Source organism: Marinobacter sp. LQ44, assembly GCF_001447155.2.
Lineage (GTDB): Bacteria > Pseudomonadota > Gammaproteobacteria > Pseudomonadales > Oleiphilaceae > Marinobacter.
Genome location: NZ_CP014754.1, coordinates 242,057 through 266,925, shown reverse-complemented (window position 1 = coordinate 266,925; position 24,869 = coordinate 242,057). Strand labels below are relative to the sequence as shown.

20 protein-coding genes are annotated in these 24,869 nt (G+C 56.8%); 14 read left to right on the top strand and 6 right to left on the bottom strand.

Translation table 11 applies throughout. From position 1 onward, the window contains the following. Positions 1-191 precede the first annotated feature (191 nt). The 3 genes from glgB to glgP are packed head-to-tail and all read left to right on the top strand — an operon-like array spanning position 192 to position 6,130. Positions 192-2,081, top strand: coding sequence for a 1,4-alpha-glucan branching protein GlgB (gene glgB / locus ASQ50_RS01235; RefSeq protein WP_058089886.1), 1,890 nt, complete (start codon positions 192-194; stop codon positions 2,079-2,081). After that, entirely contained in the window at positions 2,078-3,544 is a 1,467-nt protein-coding gene (gene glgA, locus ASQ50_RS01230; RefSeq protein WP_058089823.1) for a glycogen synthase GlgA, read from the top strand. Before glgB ends, glgA begins: the two co-directional genes overlap by 4 nt. A 33-nt stretch (positions 3,545-3,577) precedes the next feature. Next, positions 3,578-6,130 (top strand): alpha-glucan family phosphorylase, encoded by a 2,553-nt coding sequence (gene glgP, locus ASQ50_RS01225; RefSeq protein ID WP_058089885.1) that lies wholly within the window; start codon positions 3,578-3,580, stop codon positions 6,128-6,130. A 1-nt stretch (position 6,131) separates the two neighbouring features. Here glgP and ASQ50_RS01220 read toward each other — a convergent pair whose 3' ends face one another. Then, positions 6,132-7,337, bottom strand: coding sequence for a 1-acyl-sn-glycerol-3-phosphate acyltransferase (locus ASQ50_RS01220; protein ID WP_058089822.1), 1,206 nt, complete (start codon positions 7,335-7,337; stop codon positions 6,132-6,134). Positions 7,338-7,507: 170 nt separating this feature from the next. Here ASQ50_RS01220 and recQ point away from each other — a divergent pair, with 170 nt between their 5' ends. Further along, positions 7,508-9,379, top strand: coding sequence for a DNA helicase RecQ (recQ, locus tag ASQ50_RS01210; RefSeq protein WP_058089820.1), 1,872 nt, complete (start codon positions 7,508-7,510; stop codon positions 9,377-9,379). Here recQ and ASQ50_RS01205 read toward each other — a convergent pair. After that, complete coding sequence (locus tag ASQ50_RS01205) at positions 9,370-9,924, bottom strand: PaaI family thioesterase (protein WP_058089819.1); 555 nt, start codon at positions 9,922-9,924, stop codon at positions 9,370-9,372. The two genes, recQ and ASQ50_RS01205, sit on opposite strands and share 10 nt — an antisense overlap. A gap of 230 nt (positions 9,925-10,154) precedes the next feature. Here ASQ50_RS01205 and ASQ50_RS01200 point away from each other — a divergent pair, with 230 nt between their 5' ends. After that, positions 10,155-11,006 carry a hypothetical protein gene (locus ASQ50_RS01200; protein WP_227513236.1) on the top strand — a complete coding sequence of 284 codons (852 nt, stop codon included), beginning with the start codon at positions 10,155-10,157 and terminating at the stop codon, positions 11,004-11,006. Positions 11,007-11,044: 38 nt separating this feature from the next. On the opposite strand, the gene ASQ50_RS01195 is transcribed toward ASQ50_RS01200, so the two are convergent. Next, positions 11,045-12,871 (bottom strand): methyl-accepting chemotaxis protein, encoded by a 1,827-nt coding sequence (locus tag ASQ50_RS01195; protein ID WP_227513235.1) that lies wholly within the window; start codon positions 12,869-12,871, stop codon positions 11,045-11,047. A 221-nt stretch (positions 12,872-13,092) separates the two neighbouring features. Here ASQ50_RS01195 and ASQ50_RS01190 point away from each other — a divergent pair, with 221 nt between their 5' ends. The 4 genes from ASQ50_RS01190 to selD all read left to right on the top strand — a co-directional run bounded on the left by ASQ50_RS01190 (position 13,093) and on the right by selD (position 18,157). Continuing rightward, complete coding sequence (locus ASQ50_RS01190; protein WP_058089816.1) at positions 13,093-14,613, top strand: GNAT family N-acetyltransferase; 1,521 nt, start codon at positions 13,093-13,095, stop codon at positions 14,611-14,613. A gap of 160 nt (positions 14,614-14,773) precedes the next feature. Continuing rightward, positions 14,774-15,172: a hypothetical protein gene (locus ASQ50_RS01185; protein ID WP_058089815.1), complete on the top strand. Its 399-nt coding sequence runs from the start codon at positions 14,774-14,776 to the stop codon at positions 15,170-15,172. Between the two features lie 43 nt (positions 15,173-15,215). Beyond that, positions 15,216-15,881 carry a helix-hairpin-helix domain-containing protein gene (locus ASQ50_RS01180; protein ID WP_058089814.1) on the top strand — a complete coding sequence of 222 codons (666 nt, stop codon included), beginning with the start codon at positions 15,216-15,218 and terminating at the stop codon, positions 15,879-15,881. Next, entirely contained in the window at positions 15,881-18,157 is a 2,277-nt protein-coding gene (gene selD, locus ASQ50_RS01175; protein WP_058089813.1) for a selenide, water dikinase SelD, read from the top strand. The genes ASQ50_RS01180 and selD overlap by 1 nt, the downstream gene beginning before the upstream one ends. Here selD and senB read toward each other — a convergent pair. Further along, positions 18,141-19,121: a selenoneine biosynthesis selenosugar synthase SenB gene (senB, locus tag ASQ50_RS01170; RefSeq protein ID WP_058089812.1), complete on the bottom strand. Its 981-nt coding sequence runs from the start codon at positions 19,119-19,121 to the stop codon at positions 18,141-18,143. The two genes, selD and senB, sit on opposite strands and share 17 nt — an antisense overlap. A 155-nt stretch (positions 19,122-19,276) precedes the next feature. Here senB and ASQ50_RS01165 point away from each other — a divergent pair, with 155 nt between their 5' ends. The 4 genes from ASQ50_RS01165 (at position 19,277) to ASQ50_RS01150 (ending at position 23,033) form a co-directional block, all read left to right on the top strand. Continuing rightward, entirely contained in the window at positions 19,277-20,146 is an 870-nt protein-coding gene (locus tag ASQ50_RS01165) for a putative selenate ABC transporter substrate-binding protein (RefSeq protein ID WP_058089811.1), read from the top strand. Next, a complete protein-coding gene (locus ASQ50_RS01160) occupies positions 20,146-20,796 on the top strand; it encodes a phosphonate ABC transporter ATP-binding protein (RefSeq protein WP_058089810.1) in 651 nt (216 codons plus the stop codon). Before ASQ50_RS01165 ends, ASQ50_RS01160 begins: the two co-directional genes overlap by 1 nt. A 21-nt stretch (positions 20,797-20,817) precedes the next feature. Next, positions 20,818-22,284 carry a PhnE/PtxC family ABC transporter permease gene (locus tag ASQ50_RS01155; RefSeq protein ID WP_058089809.1) on the top strand — a complete coding sequence of 489 codons (1,467 nt, stop codon included), beginning with the start codon at positions 20,818-20,820 and terminating at the stop codon, positions 22,282-22,284. Between the two features lie 215 nt (positions 22,285-22,499). Continuing rightward, positions 22,500-23,033 carry a hypothetical protein gene (locus ASQ50_RS01150; protein ID WP_227513234.1) on the top strand — a complete coding sequence of 178 codons (534 nt, stop codon included), beginning with the start codon at positions 22,500-22,502 and terminating at the stop codon, positions 23,031-23,033. On the opposite strand, the gene ASQ50_RS01145 is transcribed toward ASQ50_RS01150, so the two are convergent. Together ASQ50_RS01145 and ASQ50_RS01140 are read right to left on the bottom strand one after the other, a co-directional pair. Beyond that, positions 23,026-23,322, bottom strand: a complete 297-nt coding sequence (locus ASQ50_RS01145; protein ID WP_058089807.1) for a hypothetical protein — start codon at positions 23,320-23,322, stop codon at positions 23,026-23,028. The genes ASQ50_RS01150 and ASQ50_RS01145 overlap by 8 nt on opposite strands. A gap of 40 nt (positions 23,323-23,362) precedes the next feature. Beyond that, a complete protein-coding gene (locus ASQ50_RS01140; protein ID WP_058089806.1) occupies positions 23,363-23,812 on the bottom strand; it encodes a hypothetical protein in 450 nt (149 codons plus the stop codon). Between the two features lie 134 nt (positions 23,813-23,946). On the opposite strand from ASQ50_RS01140, the gene ASQ50_RS01135 reads away from it, so the two are divergent. Beyond that, positions 23,947-24,867, top strand: coding sequence for an ABC transporter ATP-binding protein (locus ASQ50_RS01135; RefSeq protein ID WP_058089805.1), 921 nt, complete (start codon positions 23,947-23,949; stop codon positions 24,865-24,867). Positions 24,868-24,869 lie beyond the last annotated feature (2 nt).

The window sequence follows — 24,869 nt, the reverse complement described above, 5'->3', positions numbered from 1 at the left end:
AACCTGTGAGGTCTTCCGCCCCCGTTGCTAAAGATGCAGGGGGAAACGACATCAATTTGACACCGATACTAATATTAGAACACTAGCACGAGATTATGACGTAAGATTGTCTTGGGTCATTTTTTATACAGGCGCGACGGCGTTCAATGGTGCTGAAGCACACTGCCATTCTGATCGGGAACCCGAGGTCTATGGAAAGCCCTGCCCTGAGCGAGTTTGATCTCCACCTGTTTGCCGAAGGCCGCCATTGGCACATCTACAACGTGCTGGGAGCCCACCCCATCACTGTTCGCGGCAAAGAAGGTGTGCGCTTTGCAGTCTGGGCCCCTAATGCACGCTCAGTCAGTGTGGTCGGCGATTTCAATAACTGGGATGCCAACCAACATGTGATGCAGCCAAACGACGGCTATGGTGTCTGGTCACTGTTTGTGCCGGGAATACGACCCGGAGCCCTGTACAAGTTCGCCATCAGAACTGCTCGGGGCGAGGTGATCAAAACCGATCCCTACGGCCAGGCGTTCGAGCTTCGGCCTTCCAACGCGGCGGTGGTCACCGAACGTGGTCGCTATCCATGGTGCGATGGTGACTGGCAGGATAATCGGAGTCGGTTCGACTGGCAGCATCGCCCCATCTGTATCTACGAGGTACACCCTGGCTCCTGGCGCCATCATGGCTCTGGCCGCTGGCTGACCTATCGGGAGCTGGCAGAGCAACTTATCCCCTATGTTCTGGAGACCGGTTTCACCCACATCGAATTATTGCCGATTACCGAGCACCCACTGGACGAATCCTGGGGATACCAGACCACCGGTTATTACGCCCCGACCTGCCGGTACGGGAGCCCGGACGATCTGCGTTACCTGATAGACCAGTGTCACCAGAACAACATAGGCGTGATACTGGACTGGGTGCCCGGGCATTTTCCCGACGATGATTACGCCCTCGCCCGCTTCGATGGCACCGCACTTTACGAACATGAAGACCCACGCCGTGGCCGGCACCAGGATTGGGGTACTCTGATCTACAATTACGGCCGCCACGAAGTCCGTAATTTCCTGATTGGGAGCGCGTTGTTCTGGCTAGACGCCTTTCACCTGGACGGGTTGCGGGTGGATGCCGTCGCCTCCATGCTGTACCTGAACTATTCCCGCGAGGAAGGTGAGTGGCTGCCCAACGACTATGGCGGCCACGAGAATCTCGAAGCCATCGAATTTTTGAAGGATCTCAACCGGGTGTGCCAAAGCCGCTTCCCCGGTACCCTGATGATGGCGGAGGAATCCACCTCCTGGCCCAGAGTAACGCGGCCGCCGGAAATTGGCGGGCTGGGTTTCAACCTGAAGTGGAACATGGGCTGGATGCACGACACCCTGCGTTACTTCCAGCAAGATCCGGTGTACCGACAGTATCACCACGAAAAACTCACGTTCGGCCTGCTCTATGCGTTCTCCGAGAACTTCCTGCTACCCCTGTCCCATGATGAAGTGGTCCACGGCAAATCCAGCCTGATCCAGAAAATGCCGGGCGATGAATGGCAGCAGCGGGCCTCACTCCGGTTGTTGTTCAGCTACATGTACACCTACCCCGGCGCCAAATTACTGTTCATGGGCGGGGAGTTTGGACAGCGCCGTGAGTGGAGCGAGAAGCGGGAACTGGACTGGCACCTGCTTGAACACGAAGGGCATCGGGGCATACAAACGCTGGTTCAGGATCTGAACGGTTTGTATCGCCGGGAGCCGGCTCTGCATGGCCGCAACTTCACCAGCTCGGGGTTCGAGTGGATTGACTGCCACGACTCGCCGCAATCGGTGATCAGTTATTTACGCCGGGGTGGCCAGCAGGGGCAGGTTCTGGTTGTGATCGTCAACTTCACCCCAATCCCGCGGCACCATTACCGCATTGGAGTTCCCAACGGCGGATGCTGGCAGGAAATCTTTAATTCCGACTCTACGTATTATGGCGGCAGCAATCTTGGCAATCCCCTGCCCTTGCATGCTGATGACCAGCCGTGGATGGCACGCCCGTGCTCACTGGAGATCACCCTGCCTCCGCTGGGTCTGGTCATTCTGAGGGCCGAACCATGACCCGAATCCTGTTCGCTACCAGCGAAGTCTATCCCCTGGTGAAAACCGGTGGTTTGGCGGATGTTTCCGCAAGCCTTCCGGAGGCTTTGTGCAAGCTCGGATATGACTGCCAGATACTGTTGCCGGGTTATCCGGTAGCGCTGAAAGCGGCCCGGGAGGCCGGTTCGCGCCGAAAAGCCCGTTTTCGCTGTGGTCAGTACGATGTTGCCTTGTGGCAAACACGTTTGCCAGGAACAGCGGTCAGCCTGTGGTTGGTGGACTGCCCCGCGCTGTTTGATCGCCCCGGAGACAGCCCCTACCAGAACGATGATGGAGAAGACTGGTGGGATAACGCCCACCGTTTTCATCTGTTTGGCCGAATAGGTGCCATGATGGCATTGGGACAGCTCGGGCTGTCCTGGCAACCCGATATAGTGCATTGCAACGATTGGCAAGCAGGGTTGATCCCAGTGTTTCTGGAGAACGCCCAACACCCGCCCAAGAGCGTGTTCACTATTCATAACTTGGCTTATCAGGGGCTGTTCAGTCATGAAACCTATCGGGCCCTGGGCCTGCCGGATTTTCTCTGGCGCCTGGAGCTGCTTGAATTCCACGGCCAGCTATCGTTCATCAAAGGCGGCCTGGTGTTCAGTGACGTCATCACCACGGTCAGTCCCGGCTATGCCGAGGAAATTCAGACACCGTGGTTTGGCTACGGACTCGATGGCCTACTGCGCCATCGTTCCCGGCACCTGCACGGCATTCTTAATGGCATTGACACCCGCGCCTGGGACCCGGAACAGGACCAATGGTTGGACTTTCATTACGGCCCCGGCCACCTGAAAAACAAAGAACAGTGCAAGGCGCGCTTGGCCCAGGAGCTCAAGCTTGAGGCCAGCAGTGCTCCACTGTTTGGTTTTGTAGGTCGTTTGGTGGAACAAAAAGGGCTCGATTGGCTGTTAGCCGTTATGGTGCCCTTGCTGGAACGCGGCTGCCAGTTTGCCATCCTGGGGTCGGGCCAAAGCCACTACCAGGTGCGGCTGCAGGAACTGGCAAGGGCATGGCCCGGGCAGCTGTCATTGACCTTGGGCTACAACGAGGGCCTGGCTCACCGCATTACCGCCGGTGCAGACCTGTTTCTCATGCCATCACGCTTCGAGCCCTGTGGGCTGAACCAGATGTATAGCCTTCGCTATGGCACCGTGCCGGTCGTCCACGGCGTAGGCGGCCTGAACGACACCGTATTCGACCCGACAGAAGTCACTGCCGATCAAGCCAATGGTTTCGTGTTCCGGGAGCCCACTCCCGATGCGCTATTCCAGGCGATCGAGCGCGCCCTGCAGGCTATTGGCACCCGGAAGACATGGCGGCGACTGCAGGAAAACGGAATGAGCGCAGATTATTCCTGGAAACAGCGCGCCAGGGATTACGCAACGCTCTATCAGAACCTGTTGACCGGCAATGGCCGGATACACGACGACTGAGACAGTGCCAGTGGCCGCAAGGAGGTCATGATCATGCACAAGGCAACGGAGTTCCGGCTGGAAGCCCGCCCCCATATTCCGGAGGCTATTGAAGGGCTTGAGGTTCTGGCTAACGATCTGTTCTATAGCTGGGACCATGGGGTACGTAGCCTCTTCGCCCGTATCGATCTTCGATTGTGGCAAAAGGTTGAGCACAACCCGAAACTGTTCCTCCGCCGGGTGTCTCAGACCCGGCTGAATGAGGCATCAGAAGATCGAGCCTTCATGGCGGAATACCGCCGGGTGCTGTCCAGTTACGATGCCTACCTTGAATCCGAGCCCGGGGCCGGTGTTCTGGAGTCACTCGACCCAGAGACCAGCCTGGTGGCCTATTTCTGCGCAGAGTTTGGCTTCCATGAAAGCTTTCCCATCTATTCCGGCGGGCTCGGCATTCTGGCCGGCGATCACTGCAAGGCTGCCAGTGATCTGGGGCTGCCGTTCGTGGCCGTCGGGTTGCTGTATCAGCAAGGTTACTTCATCCAGACCATTGATGCCCAGGGTCAACAAATCGCGCGCTATCAGAGCCATTCCAGCGATGAATTGCCCATTACCCCGGTGGAAGGAAACGGAAAACAGCTGACGGTGTCCGTGCCCTTCCCTGGCCGCGATGTCCACGCCAAAGTCTGGATGGCGCGGGTCGGGCATATTCGCCTGTACCTGTTGGATTCCAACACGCCGGAAAACAACGCAGACGACCAGGCGCTGACGCTGCAGCTTTACGGTGGCGACTTCAGCACACGCGTAAGTCAGGAGATGCTGCTCGGGATCGGTGGTGTGCGGGTGCTATCTGAACTCGGAATCAAACCGACAGCCTGGCACATCAACGAAGGCCACGCCGCGTTCCAGATTCTTGAACGGTGCCGTATGGCCATGGCGGAAGGTCTGCCATTCAGTGCGGCGTTGGAAGCCGTTGCAGGGTCAACCCTGTTCACCACCCATACACCCGTACCCGCTGGCCACGACATTTTCCCGCGGGATCTGGTTGCCCATCATCTTGGGGCCTATCTAGAGGAGTCAGGGCTGGACTTTGCAGAAGTGTTTGCGCTGGGCTCAAAAAATGGCGACGACAGCTTCAACATGACCAGTCTGGGGCTGCGTGGCTCCCGCTTTCACAATGGTGTCAGTCGCATTCACGGCGGGGTGGCCTCGGAGATGGAGGGGGATATCTGGCCCCAGGTGCCAGCCAGGGACAACCCAATCCAGTACATCACCAATGGCGTGCATGTACCAACCTTCCTGGCTCCGGAGTGGGCGAGCCTGTTCGACATGCACGCCCCAACCTGGAAGAGCGAATTGCTGAACCCGGACTTCTGGCACTTCATCGACAAGATTCCGGACTATCACTACTGGAGCGTTCACAAGGCGCTTAAACAACAGATGGCCGAATACACCGTGCGCCGGCTCAAGCGCCAGCACAAACGAAACGGCACCGGGCATTCGGTGACCGAGCGCATGGCCCGGCAGCTGGCCTCGCCTGAAAAAGACGCCCTGGTTATCGGCTTTGCCAGGCGCTTCGCCACGTACAAACGGGCCACCCTGATCTTCTCCGACCTGGCCAGGCTGGAACGACTGCTGACCAATCCAGATCACCCCGTGGTACTGGTGTTCGCGGGCAAGGCCCATCCCCAGGACCAACCCGGCCAGCAACTGATCAAGGTCATCCATGGGCTATCCATGCAGCCCTCCCTGATGGGCCACATCATCCTGCTGGAAAACTATGACCAGGCCATGGCCCGACGGCTGCTCAGCGGCGTGGATGTCTGGTTGAACACGCCCGAGTATCCGAAAGAGGCCAGCGGCACCTCCGGAGAAAAAGCCGCGCTGAATGGTGCCCTCAACCTCAGTGTTCTGGACGGCTGGTGGGGCGAGGGTTATGACAAAACCAATGGCTGGGCGATTACCCCAAGGGATACCGGGCTGGACCAGGAGTTTCGTAATCGGGAAGAAGCCAGGGACCTGCTCGATCTGCTGGAGCAGGACATCATCCCGCTCTACTACAACCGTGCGTCACAAGGCTATTCGAAAGGCTGGGTAACCCGCTCAAAAGCCTCCATGAAGACCATCACGCCGAGATTCAACGCCCAGCGCATGGTGATGGACTACGTTCGCAACTATTACCAGCCCGCCACAGCGCAAGGTAAACGCCTGACTGCCGATGGCTTTAACCTGGCCACCGAGCTGGCCGAATGGAAAGCACGAGTCAGGGCCGCCTGGGATGGTGTGTCGATTCACGTCCGGGGCTGCGTGGAGGACCGGTGTGCCTGGGATGAATCCGTGGAACTGAGCATCGGCGTTAGCCTGAATGGCCTGGCGCCCGGGGACGTTCGGGTGGAATGCTTGGTCACACCGGAATGTGCCGGTACTCACGCTGAACCCGGGCCAGATCGGTTTATTCTGGAGCCGGGTGGCGAAAAAGATGGCCAGACTCTGTTTAAAACCCGGGTACAGCCGCCCTACCCAGGCCTGCAGACCCTCAGAGTGCGTATGTACCCGCACCATGACGCCCTAACCCATCCTCTGGAGATGGGCGCCATGCTCTGGGCGTGAATCATTCCGCCGGCGATAGAACCGCCTCGCCGATGTTGTTCGCGGCGAGGCCATTCACCACCGGGTTGGCGTACATATCCAGCAGGTATGGACGGATGGCCGCATCGCACGCCTCAAGCCGCCGCTCCATTTCCGCCTTGGCAGCTTCCAGGTCGGCCGGTGACCAGGTTTCCGCCGTCACAACGGTCTCACTCACACTGCCCGGTGTCTCGTGGGCTTCAGGATGAACACCCCGCATCTGATAGGCCACCAGATTAGACGCGTGCAGATGATAATTGGCATGCATTTCATGATCGATCCGTGACGCGAACGCCTTAGGGTTATCTTCCGCATCCGTGATCGGCGCGCCGAAATGCACGTGAACATGCCCCTTGTACCCGGTCAGGCCTTTCATGATCTGATTCGTGTCTTCACCCTCTGTTTTCCGGTAGCTGCCCGTCCGGGCGCGTACTTCCAGTTCCCGGGCTTTGTCCGCATCGCATGGGTCGTATTCATAGGCGATGGAAACCGGAACGATGTGCAGCCGATTCATGGCCTCGCCAAATTCCAGTCCGGATTTTTTTCGGCTCATGTAGAACATCTTGATGATGGCCGGGTCTGTCACATCAATGCCGTCTTTGGCGCGGCCTTCGCGCTGGGCAATCCAGATGCTGTGGTTGGTATCAATGCTGTGATTGATGAAGCCAGAGAGGGTCAGATAGGCATCCCGCATTTCCCGGGGGCTGGTCATGTTTCGGCGCACCACAAAACTCTTGTTCAGCCGCATCATCTCCGCGAACACGCGGTTTGCCAGCAGGTTGTCACCGATGGCAATGCGGGTGGTGTGGAAGCCGTTCTGGAACAGCAGATAGTTCACCACCATCGGGTCAAAAACAATGTCCCGGTGGTTGGAAATAAACAGGTGCGCGGTGTTCTTGCTCAGGTTTTCCAGACCGCTGTGGGTCACTCTGGACGTGGTACTTTCAACCAGGTCGCCCACGTAGCCCGACAATCCAGCCTGCAGGTCATCCACCCGGTGGTAGTGGCCGAAATTTCGAACCAGCCAGCGCTTCACAAATACCCTCAGCAAGGCAGGCGCCCACTTGGCCGCAACCGGTGATTTGAACCGGCCGACCATATCCAGGAAATCCGAGTCGTTAACCAGGCGTTGAATCGCGGGGGCGGTTTCTTCATCCGAATAGGGTCGGATCGCGTCAAATTCCTGCATGCATGCCCTGTTGTTTTTCGAAATGGTTAATCACAGTCTCTGAAGGGGCGCTATTGTATCCTTTCTCTTGTCGCTTTGCCTCCATCCCAAAAGGCGTATTGACCAATCCAGCGGCAGTATCTGGTATCATTCCGCCCCTGACTTCACCCGCCCAAAGGCTGACAAGCACCATGTATCCGGACCAGGACTTCGAGCAACTGACCCGCGAACCGCCTTCCTCCGCTAACCGCAGCCCGGAGCAGGTACTGCATGAGGTTTTCGGGTATGAGAGTTTCCGCCTGCTACAGGGTGAAATCGTTCAGGAAGTCGTGAATGGCGGCGATGCCCTGGTTCTGATGCCCACCGGCGGTGGTAAATCGCTCTGTTACCAGGTGCCCGCGCTGGTCCGCCCCGGCACGGCCATTGTTATTTCGCCCCTGATCGCACTGATGCAGGATCAGGTGGCTGCGTTGCGGGAACTCGGTGTGAGAGCGGCATTCCTCAACTCCACCATGGATTATGAGCATGCCCGAGCAACCGAATACGCATTGATGACCGGCGAGCTTGATCTGCTCTACTGCGCCCCGGAAAGGCTGATACAGCCGCGCACCATCGACCTGCTGCACAACGCGTCGTTATCGTTATTTGCCATTGACGAAGCCCACTGTGTATCCCAGTGGGGCCATGACTTCCGTTCCGACTATCTTCAGTTAAGCATGCTCGCCCGGGAGTTTCCGGGTATCCCAAGAATTGCACTCACTGCAACGGCGGATGAACGAACCCGCAAAGAGATTGCCGAGCGCCTGTCCCTGACCAATGCCCGGCACTTTGTCAGTGGCTTTGATCGCCCGAACATTCAGTATCGAATCACACCAAAAACAAATGCAAACAAGCAGTTGTTGGATTTTATTAAAGCAGAACATGAAGGTGATTGCGGGATTGTCTATTGCCTGTCCCGCAACAAAGTAGACGCCACCGCCAGGATGCTGGCGGACAAAGGCTACACCGCCCTGCCTTACCATGCGGGGCTGGATGCCACAGCCCGGGCCCGCCATCAGGAACGGTTCCTGCGCGAAGACGGCGTGGTCATCGTGGCGACCATTGCTTTCGGGATGGGCATTGATAAACCAGACGTTCGGTTTGTGGCCCATCTGGACTTACCCAAAAGCCTGGAGGCCTATTACCAGGAAACGGGCCGTGCAGGCCGGGACGGTAAGCCGTCCACCGCCTGGATGGTTTACGGCCTGCAGGATGTCATTAAGTTGAGACAGATGCTTGAGGCATCGCAGGGCAACGACCAGTTTAAACGGGTAGAACGCCAGAAGCTCGATGCCATGCTTGGCCTCTGCGAAGTGACCCGCTGCCGCCGCCAGGTACTGTTGCGTTATTTTGGTGATGAACTGGAGCAGCCCTGTGGTAATTGCGATACCTGCCTCACGCCCCCTGAGACCTGGGATGGCACGGTGGCCGTGCAAAAGGCGCTGTCCTGCGTGTATCGTACCGGGCAGCGTTTTGGCGTTAACTACCTGATTGACGTGCTGCGTGGCTCCGAGAACGAACGTATTCTTCAATCTGGCCATCAGGCCATTTCCACCTACGGTATTGGTACCGAACTCACCGCTAACGAGTGGAAATCGGTGTTCCGCCAGCTGGTTGCCAACGGCTACCTGCGGGCAGATCCGGAGGGCTATGGTGCCTTACAGCTGACGGAGCAGTGTCGCCCGCTGCTGAAGGGTGAACAGGCTATCGAGTTGCGCAAAGACCCGGTGGCCAAAAAAACCTCTTCGGCCAGAATTGCTGGCAAACGTGCGGGCCCGGCAATACGGGAGCAAATTACCGACCAGGCCGGTTGGGATGCGTTACGGGCGTGCCGGAAGGAACTGGCAGACAAACAGGGCGTGCCGCCTTACGTGATTTTCCACGACACCACCCTGTTCGATATGCTGGAACGTCGCCCGGAAACCCTGGAGCAACTGGCAGAGGTCAGCGGCGTAGGGGCCGCCAAGTTGGAGAAATATGGCGAGGTCTTCCTGCAAACCCTGCGGGAAATTGCTCAGTCCTGAGGCTTGAAACCCTTCTTGCGCACCCGGTAATGGGCCAGCGAGGTGGCCACGTGGTTGCCCTCTTTGTCTTTCAGCTTGCCTTCCAGGGTGAACTTGGCCCGGCCGGTGGCATCGGCATCCGCCAGAATGGCGGTAACCTCTTCTGGCGCCAGTGAGAACTCCACCGTGACATCCGAATTGGCCGGCTGCAGGAACTGCAAGGTCATTTCCTTGAGGATGGGCGTGTAGGCCGGCCCCAGGTCAAACAGCGACAGCACACCACCGGGAATCTCCGCCACCAGGAAATAGGCACCCGCGTACAGGCTGCCAAAATGGTTCTTGTTGCCCTTGAGCTTTATTTTTGCCCGAACATACCCCGGGCGCATCTCTTCGACACTGAAGCCGTTTCGCGGCGCGAAGGGAATGGCCAGTCCAATCAGCCGGTTAACCGTGGCATAGCTGCCGGTTTTCTTCAGCCATTCAACGGGCTGCAGAAGCGTGGCTTTCGGGTCGCTCGCGGTTACCCACTGGCCGGCGGTGCCGATAAGAGTATCAATAAGTGCCATATTTAGGGCTCCAGAGAATGTGTTTTCGGGATAATTGCAGCCGAACGCACGTGCTTCAAGAATCTTTTACAGTATTTTTGAAAGTTGTCCGGTTTAATTACCAGATTCTGTTCTACAGTTAGAGGGCGCGCCACTTAAGGAACAAGGCATTGGTTGCACGAATTCGTCTCATTCATCGTTATCTGCCGGGGTTTGTTCTGGCCCTATGTTTGTCTTTGCCCGCGCCAGCCATGTCAGTCGAATCGGAAGACGAACGCACCTTCATTCTGTGGTACCGGAATTACGACAACCCAGCCATTCGATCACTGGTGGAACTGGCCCTGGCCAAAACCTCAGAATACGGCGACTTCAAGCTCGTTCGCAGTGAGGAACTGAGCCAGGGCCGGGTACTGCGAGAGTTGGCCAACAATAATCACCGGCTGGTGGATATTGCCAATGTTGCGACCACCGCTGAACGGGAGGAGTTTCTCAATCCTATTCCTTTGCCGGTAGACGGCGGCTTGCTGGGCTTTCGGGTGTGTCTGGTGTTGCCAAAGCACCTGCCCCAGTTCGAAGGCGTCCAGAACATTGATGACCTGATTTCCAGGAAAATCCGCATTGGCCAGGGCTCTCACTGGCCAGACACACCCATTCTTGAAGCCAACGGCCTTCAGGTGGTTACCCACACCCGCTATGAAATCCTGTTTGGCATGCTGCGTAACGAACGTTTTGAGTGCTTTGCCCGTGGCATCGGAGAAGTGCTGTTTGATGTTGAACACAATCGGGCAGACGATCTGGTCATCGAGCCCAATATTCTGTTCGCCTACCACATGCCTTCCTATCTCTTTGTGGCGCCCAATGACCAGGAGGCCGCCCATCGGTTACAGCTAGGAATAGAACGCGCGATCAAAGATGGCAGTTTTGCAGTTTACCTGAAGCGCTGGTTTGGTCGCGCAGTCACAGAGCTCGGGCTGGAGAAGCGCACGGTGATCATTCTGGACAACCCGTACCTAAGCGAGGAATCCATGTATGTGGGGCGGCACACTTTGGAAAACCTGCGTCGCCGGCTCGATTATCTGAGCCAGATTGCCTCACCTGATTGAAAGGTTATGACCCGCTGGCCGTCCATGGCCAGCCTCCGCTATACGCGGAAGCGGGTCACTTTTTCATTCAGTGTTCTGCCAATGGTTTCAATGTGCCCGCTGTACACATCGTTTTCACTGGCGGCTTTGGCTGCTTCCTGGCCCTGGTCCGCAATCCGGGTGATGGAGGCATTCAGCTCTTCGGTAACCGAGGTTTGCTCCTCAGATGCTGTGGCAATCTGAGACGTCATCTGGCTGATGGCGGTGATGGCCTCGGCAATCCGGTTAAGGGATTCCATGGCGTCCTGGGCTTTTTCCATACTGACATTAGACACTGCCGTTGACGCCTTCATCACTTCCACCGCATCGCCGGCGCCTTTCTGCAGACGCTCGATCATGTTATTGATTTCCTCAGTGGAAGATTGGGTTCTCTGGGCCAGGTTGCGTACTTCGTCTGCCACCACCGCAAAGCCACGCCCTGCTTCCCCTGCCCTTGCGGCTTCGATTGCGGCGTTCAGTGCCAGCAGGTTGGTCTGTTCTGCTATGCCCTGAATAACCTCCAGCACCGTGGTGATGGACGACACATCCTTACCCAGAGTGTCGATGACTTCAGCTGCTGCGTTAACCTCATTGGAAAGTTTCTGCACCGCATCCCGCGACGCCGTCACCGTCAGCAACGACTCGCGACTCTCCTGATCGGCATTCTCAGCCGCCTCCGCTGTTTGCTGTGCGTTCTGGGCAATCTCCCCGGCAGCAGCAGACATTTCGTTGATGGCCGTCGCAATCATGTCGATCTCGCTCTGCTGGCTCTCAACACTCGAACGGCTGGTACTGGAGGTTTTGCGCAGGGCGGTTACATTCTCATCGAGGTCATCACTACCCTCTTTAACTTCGCGGACAACCTGCTGAATATTCTCTACAAATCGGTTAAAGCTTTGCGCCAGTGCGCCAAACTCGTCCGAGCCGGAATCGTCCAGCCGCCGGGTAAGATCTGCGTCACCCGAAGCAATACTGGACATGGCGCTGTTCAGGCGACGCACCGGCACCATCAGCACTCGTATTCCGAAATACAGCGCCACCAGGGCAACAATCAAACCCACAGCGGCAATGACCAGGCCGCCTACCCGGGCCTCAACAATCGGAGCGTTGATCAGGTCCTCGTTCACAAACGTTACCAGGTACCACTCCACAGCCCGGGCATCGGCTATCGGATGAAAACTGACACTCCAGCGGGCACCGTCCATCTCAAACTGATGCTGGCTGCCATCAAAAGCGGGCCGCTGACCGATAACATCCGAAATGGAGTTTCCGACCACCTCTGAGTCCGGGTAAAAGAGCACAGTACCCTTCTCGTTTACCAGTGCAGCGAACCCGGTATCGGCCAGCGTAATGGTCGACAGCATGCGGTCAATCGTGCCAAGCCCGATATCCATGCCGGCAGCTCCTTTATACAAACCGGACTTGATTGGGGCCATGGCGGAGATAATGGTCGCGCCAGTGCTGGCATCCTGGTAGGGCTCAGTGAATGATGAACGCCCTAACCGCTGGGCGCCCTGGTACCAGGGCCGGGTGCGTGGGTCGTAGTCAGGTGGCAATGTCGCTTCCACCTCTGGACTTCGCATCAGCATCCGTCCGTCCTCAGTGCCGGCATAGACATCCATTATATTGCCGCCGCGCGTCATTGCTTCCATCAGGGTACGGGCCATATTGTCGGTGCGTATGCCCTCAAGGGCGCTGGCTGTTGCCTCAGCCATATCCAGGCGAGTGTTGAGCCAATCGGAAATACTGGACGTACTCTGCTCCACCGCGTCGGCCATCAGGGCCTCGACATAACGATCCGTTGTTGATCTAAGCCTGATATCCGTTACTACAGTCAACGCAGCCATCAACATTATGATGAGAGCGCCCACGGCAACGAGCAGTTTCTGGGAAAATGAGAATTGCAAGGGGAGTCCCTCCGATAAGACTGAGGTTGTTTCGATCAGCTTCTCATCCATTATAGATGTGAATTAATTGACTAACGGCAATTTGAGCGAAGTCTTTAGAACTCTTTGATAGAATGGACAAACAGGCGTGAAATGCTGCCAAACCTAAGGAGACACACCCAATGGCCCATGAAGAGCTCCACCTGAATCTGCGGAACCTGACGCTTGAAGACTACAGCCAGCTCCAGGAGCTGATGGACGAGGTTTACGACGATATCGGTGGTGCATGGCCAAAGGAAACCATCAAGGCGCTGGTTGAGCAGTTTCCGGATGGCCAGATCTGCATTGAAGACAGCGGCCATCTGGTAGCCGTGGCTCTGACCGTCTGCGTGAAGTACGAACGCTTCAGTAACCCCCACGCCTATGACGACCTGATCCTGCGCAACGAGAAGATCTGGCACAACGCCAACGGCGATTCGCTCTATGGCCTGGATGTGTTTATCCATCCTGAGTATCGGGGCTACCGGCTGGGCCGGCGGCTCTACGAGGCCCGAAAGGAACTTTGCCGCTCCATGAATCTGCGAGCGATTCTGGCCGGCGGGCGTATTCCCAACTACTTCAAGTATGCCGACCAGTACACGCCGGAAGAGTACATCCATCGTGTCGACCGCAAAGAGATCTACGATCCGATTCTCACCTTCCAGTTGTCTAACGACTTCCAGGTAACCCGGCTGATGCACAAGTATCTTCCGGAGGACGAAAAGTCACTCGGTTATGCCACCCTGCTGGAATGGCGCAACATCCTGTACACCCCGCCGTCTTCGGTGCTGAACGTGAAGAAAACCCAGGTTCGCCTGGGCGCCGTACAATGGCAGATGCGGGAGTTCACTTCGGTGGAGGAAGTACTCAAGCAGGTAGAGTATTTCGTGGATGCGTTGTCTGATTACAAAAGTGACTTTGCCCTCTTCCCGGAATTCTTCAACGCTCCCCTGATGGGCCTGACCGACCAGATGGACCAGACCCGCGCCATTCGTTTTCTTGCCGGGTTTACCGAGCAGTTCCGTAATGAAATGTCGGAAATGGCGGTCAGTTACAACATCAACATTATCACCGGCTCCATGCCGCTGATCGAGAACGACCGGGTTTATAACGTGTCGTACCTGTGCCACCGGGATGGCCGCGTGGATGAGCAACGCAAGATCCACATCACGCCCCATGAACGCCGCGACTGGGTTATTGAAGGCGGTGACAAGTTCCAGGTATTCGATACAGATGCCGGCCGGGTTGCCATTATGATCTGCTACGACATCGAATTTCCGGAGCTCGGGCGCGTCGCCGCAAGCCAGGATGTCGACATCATCTGTGTACCCTTCTGGACCGACACCAAAAACGGCTACTTGCGGGTTCGCCATTGTGCCCAGGCCCGCGCCATCGAAAACGAATGTTATGTGGTGATCACCGGCAGTGTTGGCAACCTGCCCAAGGTGGAGAACCTGGACGTCCAATACGCGCAATCCTCCGTATTCTCACCGTCTGACTTCGCATTCCCGCACGATGCGGTGATGGCGGAGACCACGCCGAACACCGAGATGATCATGTTCTCGGATATGGACCTGGAGAAACTCAAATTGGTGCGTAACGAAGGCTCAGTCACCAACCTGAAAGATCGTCGTGTTGATCTGTACGAATTGAAAACCAGATAACGACCGCATCTGGCCCCCTTTGCGGGGGGGCGGATGTTGAACTATTCCATGAAAGGGTTACGGTAGACAGCTGATGGCATTGCCAAAATTAAATAGCCCGTCTATTGTTTAATTTATGCTCAACTAATCTGGCTGATCTCAGAGGCAGAGAAAGCATTTCATGAACGAAGAACTACCGGATCTTGTTGCCCGTTTCCGCGTGCGCCGCGGCCTGTTTCGCAAAGAAACCGTGGAAGCTCGCCTCTATGAGCTCGACAGCTATGGTTGCGTGATGAAAACCGACAAGCTGTTCAACCCCGGCGATACCATTACGCTCGACCTCATCATGGACATGCCGTTTGAAGAAATCCGTGCAGAGGGGGTTACCGGACTCGTTACCGAAAAGAGAAAGCACTGTAGCAATTTCTTCTACTCTATTGATTTCTTTCAACTTGAATCCGGAGATAACTCCCCTCTTTCGGACAAGCTACGCCGTATTCGTGAAGTACTTCTGAAGAAGCAAAGCCTCAAATCCAGACGAAGCTCGAATACGACTAACGGAATGAGGCAATTGGCCTGATAACCGCTCCACCCTTCTATCCCCCTCTGTAAGGAGACGCCCTATGGCAAAGAAAGCCAAACCCAGTGTTGATAAGATTGTCAAAAAAGTGAACAAAGAGTTCGAGAAAACCACGGCTCAGATTGAAACCCTTATTAATGATGCCCTGAAACAGTTCGATCATCTGCAGCACCAGGTACAGGACCCGGTTCGTAAACTGCTCAAGGAAATGGACGAACTCCGTGAGCGTGAGGTAAAGCGCTTCAATGAAGAGTTCGAACGCCGGATGAACGAATTCCACGAACTGCAGAGCTCATTGCTGGATAAGCTGGGTATTGCTGCCAAGGAATCTGGCAAAGACGTCAAGAAAGCCGCAGATACCACCGCCAAGAAAGCCACGGCTGCCGCTAAAAAGGCAACCACTGCGAAGCCTGCGGCCAAGAAACCGGCTGCGAAAAAACCGACCGCCAGCAAGGCCAAGCCTGCCGCCGCCAAAAAGCCAGTGGCAAAGAAAACGGTGGCCGCCAAAGCCGCTAAGCCGGCAGACAAGTCTGACCTGACCCGCATAAAGGGAATTGGCCCGGCTACGGCCAAGAAGATGAAAGAGGCCGGCATTACGTCCATTGACCAAATCGCCAACCCGAGCGATGCCGATAAACAGAAACTCGAAGCCTTCAAGAGCATCAAGGGTTTCAATGAGCTGTCTGCTGAAGCCAAGAAAGTCATCTGATGCAAACACCCGATCAACCTGTATTACGGGACATTGTCCTGGTAGGTGGCGGGCACAGCCACGTCGGGGTCCTCAAACGATTCGCCATGAATCCGGTCCCCGGCGTTCGGCTCACGCTCATATGCCGTGATACCCACACCCCATACTCCGGCATGCTTCCCGGCTATGTAGCGGGCCATTACAGCTATGACGATGTACACATTGATCTGAGCCGATTGGCAGAGTATGCCGGCGCCCGTTTCTACCGAGCGGAAGTGTCCGGCATTGATCGAGCGTCAAAACGCGTCATCTGCAAAGGCCGGCCGAATGTTCCCTATGACATCCTGTCGATCAATATCGGCTCCTCTCCTCGGGTTTCTGAGGTAAGCGGTGCGGCGGAACATGCGGTACCTGTAAAGCCCATTACCGGGTTCAATAACCGATGGTTATCGCTGCTGTCACGCATCGAGAACCACGATGGCCCCATGACCATCGCCGTTGTGGGTGCCGGTGCCGGCGGGGTGGAACTCACCCTGGCCATGCAGTTCCGCTTGCGCAATGAACTTGCAAATCGGGGCAAAGACCCGGACCAACTGCACTTCCATCTGTTCGACGCCGCAAACGAGATTCTGCCCACCCATAACGCCAAGGTCCGTGCCGTATTCCGGGACAAACTGGTTCGCCGGGGCGTAAAGCTGCATCTGGGCGACGCGGTTTCCCAGGTGGACGCAGGGCTTTTGACCACCGAGTCCGGCCAGACACTGCAAACCGACGAAGTGCTGTGGGTTACCCGTGCCGGTGGCCCGGCCTGGCTGGAATCCACCGGCCTGGAGCTGGATGACGGCCTGTTTATCCGGGCCAGGGACACACTGCAGACGGCGAACGACGACCACATTTTTGTTGCCGGCGACATCGCCAACGTGGTGAACCATCCCCGTGAAAAAGCCGGGGTGTTTGCGGTGCGCCAAGGGCCACCCCTTGCGGATAACCTCAAGCGCATGGCCCTGGGCAAACCACCCAGGCCGTTCAATCCCCAGAAAACCTGGTTGGCATTGATCAGCACCGGTGACCAGTTCGCCGTCGCCTCCAAAGGCAATTACGGGTTCTCGGGTGCCTGGGTTTGGCGCTGGAAAGACTGGATTGACCGCCGGTTCATGAAGAAATTCACTGACCTGCCGGCCATGGAAGACAGCGCAACACTGCCAGACACCTCGGCCGCCCAGAATCCCGAGGAAGCCTCCCAGGCCATATCGGCCGTTGCCATGCGTTGCGGCGGTTGTGGCGCCAAGGTTGGTAGCACGGTGCTGTCCAGGGCACTGGGTGAGCTGCGTCCGATTGAGCGCGACGACATCCTCATTGGCCTGCACGCCCCGGATGATGCTGCGGTGTTGAAAGTGCCACCGGGCAAGGCCGTGGTCCACACGGTGGACTTTTTCCGCGCGTTTATCGATGACCCCTACATCTTCGGAAAGGTAGCCGCCAATCACAGCCTGGGGGATGTATTTGCCATGGGAGCGGAAGCCCAGAGCGCGACGGCGGTGGCGACTGTCCCGTACGGTATCGAATCAAAAGTGGAAGATACCGTGTTCCAGATGATGTCGGGTGCGGTGGAAGTTCTGAACGATGCGGGCTGTGCGCTGGTTGGCGGCCATACCGGCGAGGGCAAGGAGCTTGCACTCGGGTTTGCCGTGAACGGCTTGATCGATCCGGACAAAGTTATGAGTAAGGGCGGCCTTCGGGCCGGAGATGTCTTGCTGCTGACCAAGCCCATTGGTACCGGAACCCTGTTTGCAGCCCATGCCCGACTGGCAGCCAAGGGCCGCTGGATTGACGCTGCGCTGGCCTCCATGGTCCAGTCCAACAAAGCGGCGGCTGAGTGCTTGCTGCGCCACGGGGCAAGGGCCTGCACTGATGTCACCGGGTTTGGCCTGCTCGGGCACCTGGTGGAAATGACCAGGCCTTCCGGTGTCGATGCCGAGCTGGACCTGACCGCTATCCCCATTCTGCCCGGTGCGGAAGAAACCGTGGCGGCGGGCATCCTGAGCTCACTGCAGCCGGCGAACGTGAGGCTGCGCCGGGGTATCCGGGACCAGGGAGATTGGGTTAACCACCCCCGCTATCCCTTGATCTTTGATCCGCAAACCGCGGGAGGACTTCTAGCCAGTGTGCCCGCCAATGTCGCGGAAGCCTGCGTCCGGGAGCTCAAGGCGTTGGGTTATCCCCACACCGTGATTATCGGCCGGGTACTCGCTCAGGATGAAAACGGCCCGATAGAACCCATTACCCTGCGGGATTAACCGCAGCGAGCGCCAGCGCCACGGCCTGTTCCAGGCTCTGGCGTTCGCGCTCCGGGGTAAAGGTTTCTGCCAGCTCATTCACGCAGGCCGTCAGTTGTGCCAGAAATTCCGGTTCGGTTTCGGCCTTGCGCATCAGCCGGGCCAGCGCGACCTCATCCTTGACCGGATAATACCCGGGGTAGTGCTCACCCAGCAGACCACGGTTACCCGGAATATCCGAAGCCAGAATCGGCAACCCTGCCCTGCAGGCTTCAGACACTACATTGGCGCCACCCTCCATCACAGAACTGATCACCATCAGGCTGCTCACCGCCATCAGGTTTTCCAGCTGTGCTTTGTCCAGTTCTCCCAGCCAGTGGAAACGGGGGTTATCCTTGCTTTCGCTCAATGCCCGTTCCCGCCACTCATCGTTGTGAGGCTTTCCGGCACAGGACACAATGATGGCAGACTCCTCCGGTAATAGCCGGCTGGCCCAGGCAGCTCGCAGGGAATCCTTCTCAGCCCGCAAGTGCCCGATAACGCAGATATTGAACTGCCCGGGCTCTGACCGGGACCCACCGCGAACCGCAGGCTTGGCTGCGGACTGCCGCAAGGTCAGCAGCTTGTGCCGGAAGGTTTCAGGAATGTCCTGGGCAACAAGATCATGCAAGCCAATCAATACCGATGCCGCTGCCATAGAGGCATGGGTTGGTTCCGGGTATTCGTACTGATGGTGATAGATGTCGGTGCCGGTCAGGGCGACGATCAGTGGCTTTTCAGGCCATTCGGTGTGGAACTGTTGGATCGCGTCTGCACTTCGCCAGGCATGCAGGGCTATCAGCAATTCTGTTGGCTCTCCATCATAACCGGTCACCACCGTTACCTGATGGCCAGCCTGCTCCAGCAACTGCTGCCATCGCAAGGCGGTTGCGCGGTTCCCCGCTTTTGAGTCCGGCCCCGCCGGGGTAAGAATGCTAATATTCATAGGCCTGCCAGGAAGTTTTCGTACAATTCTGTCGCCCGGGATGCTCCAGGTAAAGAGTTCTACCGTATATCGGTTCAGACTTGACCGTAATCACGTTATCCTCTGCAGGTAGCATTCCACTGCAACATCATCACCCTCTTTGAGAAGGAAAGATTATGATCACCAAGCAAATACGGAAATGGCTTGTTTCCGGTTTCCTGATCCTGCTTGCCTCCGGCACTGTGTCTGCACAAACATTTGTCTTTACCGCGATTCCCGATGAGGACGAAACCAAACTCGTGGAGCGATTCCGCGGCATTGCGGATTACCTGTCGGAGCAACTGGAGGTAGATGTACGCTATATTCCGGTTAAGTCCTACGCCGCCGCCATCTCAGCGTTCCGCAACAACCAGGTACAGCTGGCCTGGTTTGGCGGGTTGTCGGGTGTTCAGGCCCGGGCATTGGTTCCAGGCTCAGAAGCCCTGGCTCAGGGCGTTGAAGACCAGGCGTTTTACAACTACTTCATCGCCCACAAGAGCACCGGTCTTGAGCGCGGTGACGAATTGCCCGAGGGCGTTCGCGGCAAAACTTTCACGTTTGGCTCCAAGGGTTCGACTTCCGGCCGCCTGATTCCCGAGTACCACATTCGCCAGCGTTTCGGCGAAGCGCCGGAAACTGTGTTCAGCCGTGTTGGCTATAGCGGCAACCATACCCGCACATTAAGGCTGGTCGAATCCGGCACCTATGAAGTGGGTGCCCTTAACTACAAAGTTTGGGAGAAGGAACTGGAGGACGGCAACGTCAACACAGATGACGTCCGGATTATCTGGAAAACCCCTGGCTTCCCCAACTACCAGTGGACGATCCGTGGCGATGTTGATGCCCGTTTTGGAGAAGGCTTCAAGGACAGGGTTCGCAAGGCCCTGCTTGATCTGGACGACCCCGCGCTACTGGAGAGCTTCCCCCGTGAAGGCTTTATTCCCGCCTCCAACGACGATTATGAGCCCATTCGCAGCGTTGCCAAAGACATTGGAATCATCGATTGATGTCAGGCTTTTCATTTGATCAGCTAAGTGCAAGTTTTGGAGACAAGCGGGTGATAGGCCCGCTGTCTCTGAAGGTAAATGAGGGAGAGCATGTCGCCCTGGTGGGCAAGAGCGGTGCCGGCAAGTCCACCTTGATCAAACTGCTGTATGAACGTTTGACCCGTGACGCCTCCCTGGTGCCCCAAGGGCTTGGGCTGGTCAATGCGCTGCCGGTGTTTCACAATGTGTTTATGGGCCAATTGGACCAACACCCGCTGTGGTACAACACCCTCACTCTGCTACGGCCGTTCCGCAAGGACCGAGCCATCATCAGCGAACTGTTGAATCAGCTCGGTATTGCTGAAAAGCAGTGGGCCCCCACGGCCTCGCTCTCTGGCGGCCAGCGCCAGCGGGTTGCCATTGCCAGAGCCCTGTACCGGCATGCTCCGATATTGCTCGCCGATGAACCCATTTCCGCTTTGGATGGCCCCATGGCTCACCTGGTTATGAATGCGTTGATCGATCGCTTCAACACCAGTGTGATCGCACTCCACGATGTGGATATGGCACTTGCTTACTGCAATCGGATAGTGGGTATTCAGGATGGTCAGGTAGCACTGGACCAACCGGCCAGCAAATTGAACGCGTCTGATATCATGACGCTTTACTGACAGGCAGCGCCGGCACCCCACATGTTCTCGTACCCCACCGTTCGCGCCAGCTTTCTGTTTCTTGCCATCGCCCTGGCAGGTCTGCTGGTTGCCGACATTGCCATTACCACCGCCAACCCATGGCGGGACCTGGGGCAGTTCTTTCTGGGTGTGGTTACGCCCAATTTTTTCAGTACCGAAGGCCTGTTAACCGCGCTGCTGCGCACCGTTGCCTTTGGTTTTGTAGGCGTCACTCTTGGAAGCTTTTTCGGCTTTCTGCTGGCGCTTTTGTATCGTTTTATGCCAGTGCGGATTTTCTGCGCGTTCATCCGGGCAATCCATGAACTGTTCTGGGCGCTGATCTTCCTGCAGTTCTTTGGCTTTCATCCGCTGACCGGGGTATTGGCGATTGCCATTCCCTACTCCGGCATCTTTGCCAAGGTGTATTCAGAAATACTCGATGAGTCTGACCCGGAACCGGCGCAGCTCCTGCCTAATGGTACCCATGCCGTGGCCGCATTCCTGTACGCCCGGATACCGGACTGCTGGGTTCAGTTGCGCACCTACACAGCTTATCGCCTTGAATGCGGATTGCGGTCTTCCGCGATCCTCGGGTTTGTTGGGCTGCCTACCCTTGGCTTCTATCTTGAGTCATCCTTCTCCCAGGGTATGTATTCCGATGCCGGGGCGATGCTTATTCTGTTTTACGTTTTGATCGCTACCATGCCGCTCTGGGTAAGGCCCAAAGTGCTGCCTGTCTATATACTGGCCGCCCCGTTCTTTCTGGGAGAAGGCTTTCCGATTGTCTGGGGTAATGTAGAGCGTTTCTTTACCGAAGACATAGTGCCGGCCCCCCTGCGCAATGGCGAAGGCCTGGCGGCTTTCTCCAGCTGGCTGGGTGATGTAATGGTCAGCGAGGCCTTGCCTGGAATATGGAACACGGTGATACTCACCCAGATCGCCCTGGTGGCCACCGGTATCCTGTCGCTACTGGCATTCCCGCTGATCTCGAAACACTTTGGCGGGCCGGTGCGCCGCACCTCCGGCCACGTGTTCCTGGTGATCGCCCGTTCCACCCCGGAATACATTCTGGCTTACATCCTGCTGCAGCTGTGGGGGCCATCCATGTTGCCAGCCGTGGTGGCCCTGGCGCTGCATAACGGCGGCATCATCGGGCACCTGATTGGCCGCCAGACCAACACCATCCACCTGCGCCCGGACGCCCCACAGGGTTTCGCCCGCTACAGCTGGGAACTGGTGCCCCGGGTTTATCGATCGTTCCTGGCGTTTCTGTTCTACCGGTGGGAAATCATCATGCGGGAAACCGCGATTCTGGGCATTCTGGGTATCTACACCCTGGGATTCTATGTGGATTCCGCCATCCAGAACATTCAGTTTGACCGCGCCATGATCCTCATTCTGATCACGGCCTTGCTGAACATTGGCGTCGATATCCTCGGCCGTTACATACGTCGCAAACTGGCACTGCAAACCATGCCCACCTGCTAAAGCGCTGGGATACCGTTCACAATTTCAGAGTATGTCACGAGCTTTTATCCATTCTGCTGGCCAGTTGGCTCGCCATTCAGTTACACACTGTTACAATTTGCAGCATCAGCAGTTAACCGAATGTTTGAAAGGCAGGCACACCCATGATGGTCAATGGACTGGTCGTTATTACCCAAGTTGGGCTCGTAATTTTGATGGCGTTGCTGGGATTGCGAATGTTTTCGCTCATTCGGCAGGAATCCCTGGTTCAGGGTGGCGTTATCGGAAATGGTGGCGGTATTGAGGGAGCACCGTTTACTCCATCGCCCGCCCCGGAACACCCTGCCCGGCCGAAGTCGGAATCACCATCAGTGGAGTCTTCCGACAAAACGGAACTGTTTACCAAGTTGCATATCCTGGCCGCACTGCAAGAGCGTGACTGCCGGGTCAAAGGACTTGCGCTAACAGAGGCTCCAGAGGTGGTGCGCGCCTACATGGCTGCCTGGCTGTACGGCGCCGCCTGCGCTCTCAGTCCACGTACCAATCGCCATAACGACACGCTTGCAGGGCTGGTTGCCAGAATTGTGCATCGGAAAACCGGGATTCGTCAGCCAGCGGCCGTTCAGGCCATCGCCACCCTTACCTCAAGCTGCGAACTGCTGGCCTGTTATCGTGCAGGTTTGGAAGGAGCAGAGTTCTGGGCGGAGCATCAGTTCGTACCACCGGCGTTCAGCCTCTATGAGGTGGTGACCGGCAACGCGTTTATTTGACCGTTGCCAATTCCCAATCGGTGCCGAGGGTAACGACCTCCCGCCCGGTATCATCTTCTTCAGGAGTGCCGCTGACAGTCGGCTTGGTGAACGTGCCATCGTCTGTGTAGGTCATGGACTGCACGTCTACTGAGCGCACAAGCCAGGTTTTACCCTTGGCGGTTACCCGGGCGCGATGAGACAAGCCAAAAACAAACCGGCAGTAATCCAGTTTAAGCTGTAACAGGTCCTGCTCGGCTTTCGTAATCTTGCGCAGTAGAACCTTCTGAACACTTTCCCCGTAATCCATCACTATTCCCTGGAAATAACTGTAATTTTGCAGAATTTAACTATTTTTGCGCTTTGAACACCAGTGTCCAGGGCACATTTTCCATTCTTTCCTGACCATCCTGAAAATCGATTCGCCAGATCATATCGGCGCCGGTTGTGCAGAACGGTGCGGCAAACCTCGCCTGGTACTCAAGCGGAGCTTCCCGTACCAGTGGCACCGGATACTCCCCCATGTACATCGACTGGCCTTTCAGGACAGCCAGAAAACGGTCAGGTGCCTTCGGGACGGAAACCTGAAGAACATATTCCATGCCTTGGGCGCCCTCTTCTGCCTCCTGCAACCTCACTTGCCATTCCCCCTGCTCGGTGGTCCAGCCACACTCACCTGCCAGAAGATCGCACTCGGGATGGTCAGTGGTGTCAGCCGCTGTATCGAGCAGGCGTGAACCGAACAGGGCAAAAACAATTACTCCCGCCACTAAACCTGCAATCACGATGGCTCGTACCATTCTCCGCCCCCAGTTGTTCCGAAGTGGGCATTATGGGGATAAATCCCGACATAGCAAAGGTTTCTAAACTGCTGCCAGCATGAGAAAATGTCGGGCTTTCTGGTCTGAGTCACTCAAAAAAACAGGACACGCCCGTGCAACCGGACATTTCCGTAAAGCACTTGAACAAGGTCTACGGCGACGGTTTTCAAGCCCTGAAAGACGTCAACCTCGAAATCTACCCCGGTGAGATTTTCGCCTTGCTTGGCCCCAACGGTGCCGGCAAAACCACCCTGATCTCCATCATCTGCGGCATCGTCAACAAAGGCGACGGCGAAGTAAAAGCCGCCGGCCACGATATCGTGAAAGACTACCGCAAAGCCCGGGAGGCCATCGGCCTGGTGCCTCAGGAGCTGAATACCGATTCCTTTGAGACGGTCTGGCATGCGGTGTCTTTCAGCCGTGGGCTGTTCGGCAAACCACCCAAACCCGCCCACATCGAAAAGGTATTGAAGGATCTTTCACTCTGGGACAAACGCAACAACCGCATCATGTCTCTCTCCGGCGGCATGAAACGACGGGTGATGATTGCCAAGGCGCTGTCTCACGAGCCTCGTATCCTGTTCCTGGACGAGCCCACAGCCGGGGTGGATGTGGAACTGCGCCGTGACATGTGGGAAATGGTGCGCAAACTTCGTGAGACCGGCACCACCATCATTCTCACCACCCATTACATTGAAGAAGCCGAAGAAATGGCGGACCGCATCGGGGTGATACGCCAGGGTGAAATCATCCTGGTGGAAGACAAAGATCGCCTGATGTCCAAGCTCGGAAAGAAAGAGTTGCGCCTGCACCTCCAGAACAAGCTGGACAAGATTCCCGGCGAGCTTACCCTGGAGCCGGTCGAGTTATCCGATGACGGCTACCAGTTGATCTATACCTTCGACGCCCAGCAACAGCAGGCCGGCGTTGCCCGCCTGCTTCGCACCCTCGGGGATCTGGGTATTGAATACCGGGATCTGCAAACCCGGGAAAGTTCGCTGGAAGAAATATTTGTTGGCCTGGTGCACGAATAGCC

Coding starts and splice junctions, on each gene's coding strand:
- glgB (WP_058089886.1), top strand. CDS start 192: ATGGAAAGCCCTGCCCTGAGCGAGTTTGATCTCCACCTGTTTGCCGAA.
- glgA (WP_058089823.1), top strand. CDS start 2,078: ATGACCCGAATCCTGTTCGCTACCAGCGAAGTCTATCCCCTGGTGAAA.
- glgP (WP_058089885.1), top strand. CDS start 3,578: ATGCACAAGGCAACGGAGTTCCGGCTGGAAGCCCGCCCCCATATTCCG.
- ASQ50_RS01220 (WP_058089822.1), bottom strand. CDS start 7,337: ATGCAGGAATTTGACGCGATCCGACCCTATTCGGATGAAGAAACCGCC.
- recQ (WP_058089820.1), top strand. CDS start 7,508: ATGTATCCGGACCAGGACTTCGAGCAACTGACCCGCGAACCGCCTTCC.
- ASQ50_RS01205 (WP_058089819.1), bottom strand. CDS start 9,924: ATGGCACTTATTGATACTCTTATCGGCACCGCCGGCCAGTGGGTAACC.
- ASQ50_RS01200 (WP_227513236.1), top strand. CDS start 10,155: ATGTCAGTCGAATCGGAAGACGAACGCACCTTCATTCTGTGGTACCGG.
- ASQ50_RS01195 (WP_227513235.1), bottom strand. CDS start 12,871: ATGGCTGCGTTGACTGTAGTAACGGATATCAGGCTTAGATCAACAACG.
- ASQ50_RS01190 (WP_058089816.1), top strand. CDS start 13,093: ATGGCCCATGAAGAGCTCCACCTGAATCTGCGGAACCTGACGCTTGAA.
- ASQ50_RS01185 (WP_058089815.1), top strand. CDS start 14,774: ATGAACGAAGAACTACCGGATCTTGTTGCCCGTTTCCGCGTGCGCCGC.
- ASQ50_RS01180 (WP_058089814.1), top strand. CDS start 15,216: ATGGCAAAGAAAGCCAAACCCAGTGTTGATAAGATTGTCAAAAAAGTG.
- selD (WP_058089813.1), top strand. CDS start 15,881: ATGCAAACACCCGATCAACCTGTATTACGGGACATTGTCCTGGTAGGT.
- senB (WP_058089812.1), bottom strand. CDS start 19,121: ATGAATATTAGCATTCTTACCCCGGCGGGGCCGGACTCAAAAGCGGGG.
- ASQ50_RS01165 (WP_058089811.1), top strand. CDS start 19,277: ATGATCACCAAGCAAATACGGAAATGGCTTGTTTCCGGTTTCCTGATC.
- ASQ50_RS01160 (WP_058089810.1), top strand. CDS start 20,146: ATGTCAGGCTTTTCATTTGATCAGCTAAGTGCAAGTTTTGGAGACAAG.
- ASQ50_RS01155 (WP_058089809.1), top strand. CDS start 20,818: ATGTTCTCGTACCCCACCGTTCGCGCCAGCTTTCTGTTTCTTGCCATC.
- ASQ50_RS01150 (WP_227513234.1), top strand. CDS start 22,500: ATGTTTTCGCTCATTCGGCAGGAATCCCTGGTTCAGGGTGGCGTTATC.
- ASQ50_RS01145 (WP_058089807.1), bottom strand. CDS start 23,322: ATGGATTACGGGGAAAGTGTTCAGAAGGTTCTACTGCGCAAGATTACG.
- ASQ50_RS01140 (WP_058089806.1), bottom strand. CDS start 23,812: ATGGTACGAGCCATCGTGATTGCAGGTTTAGTGGCGGGAGTAATTGTT.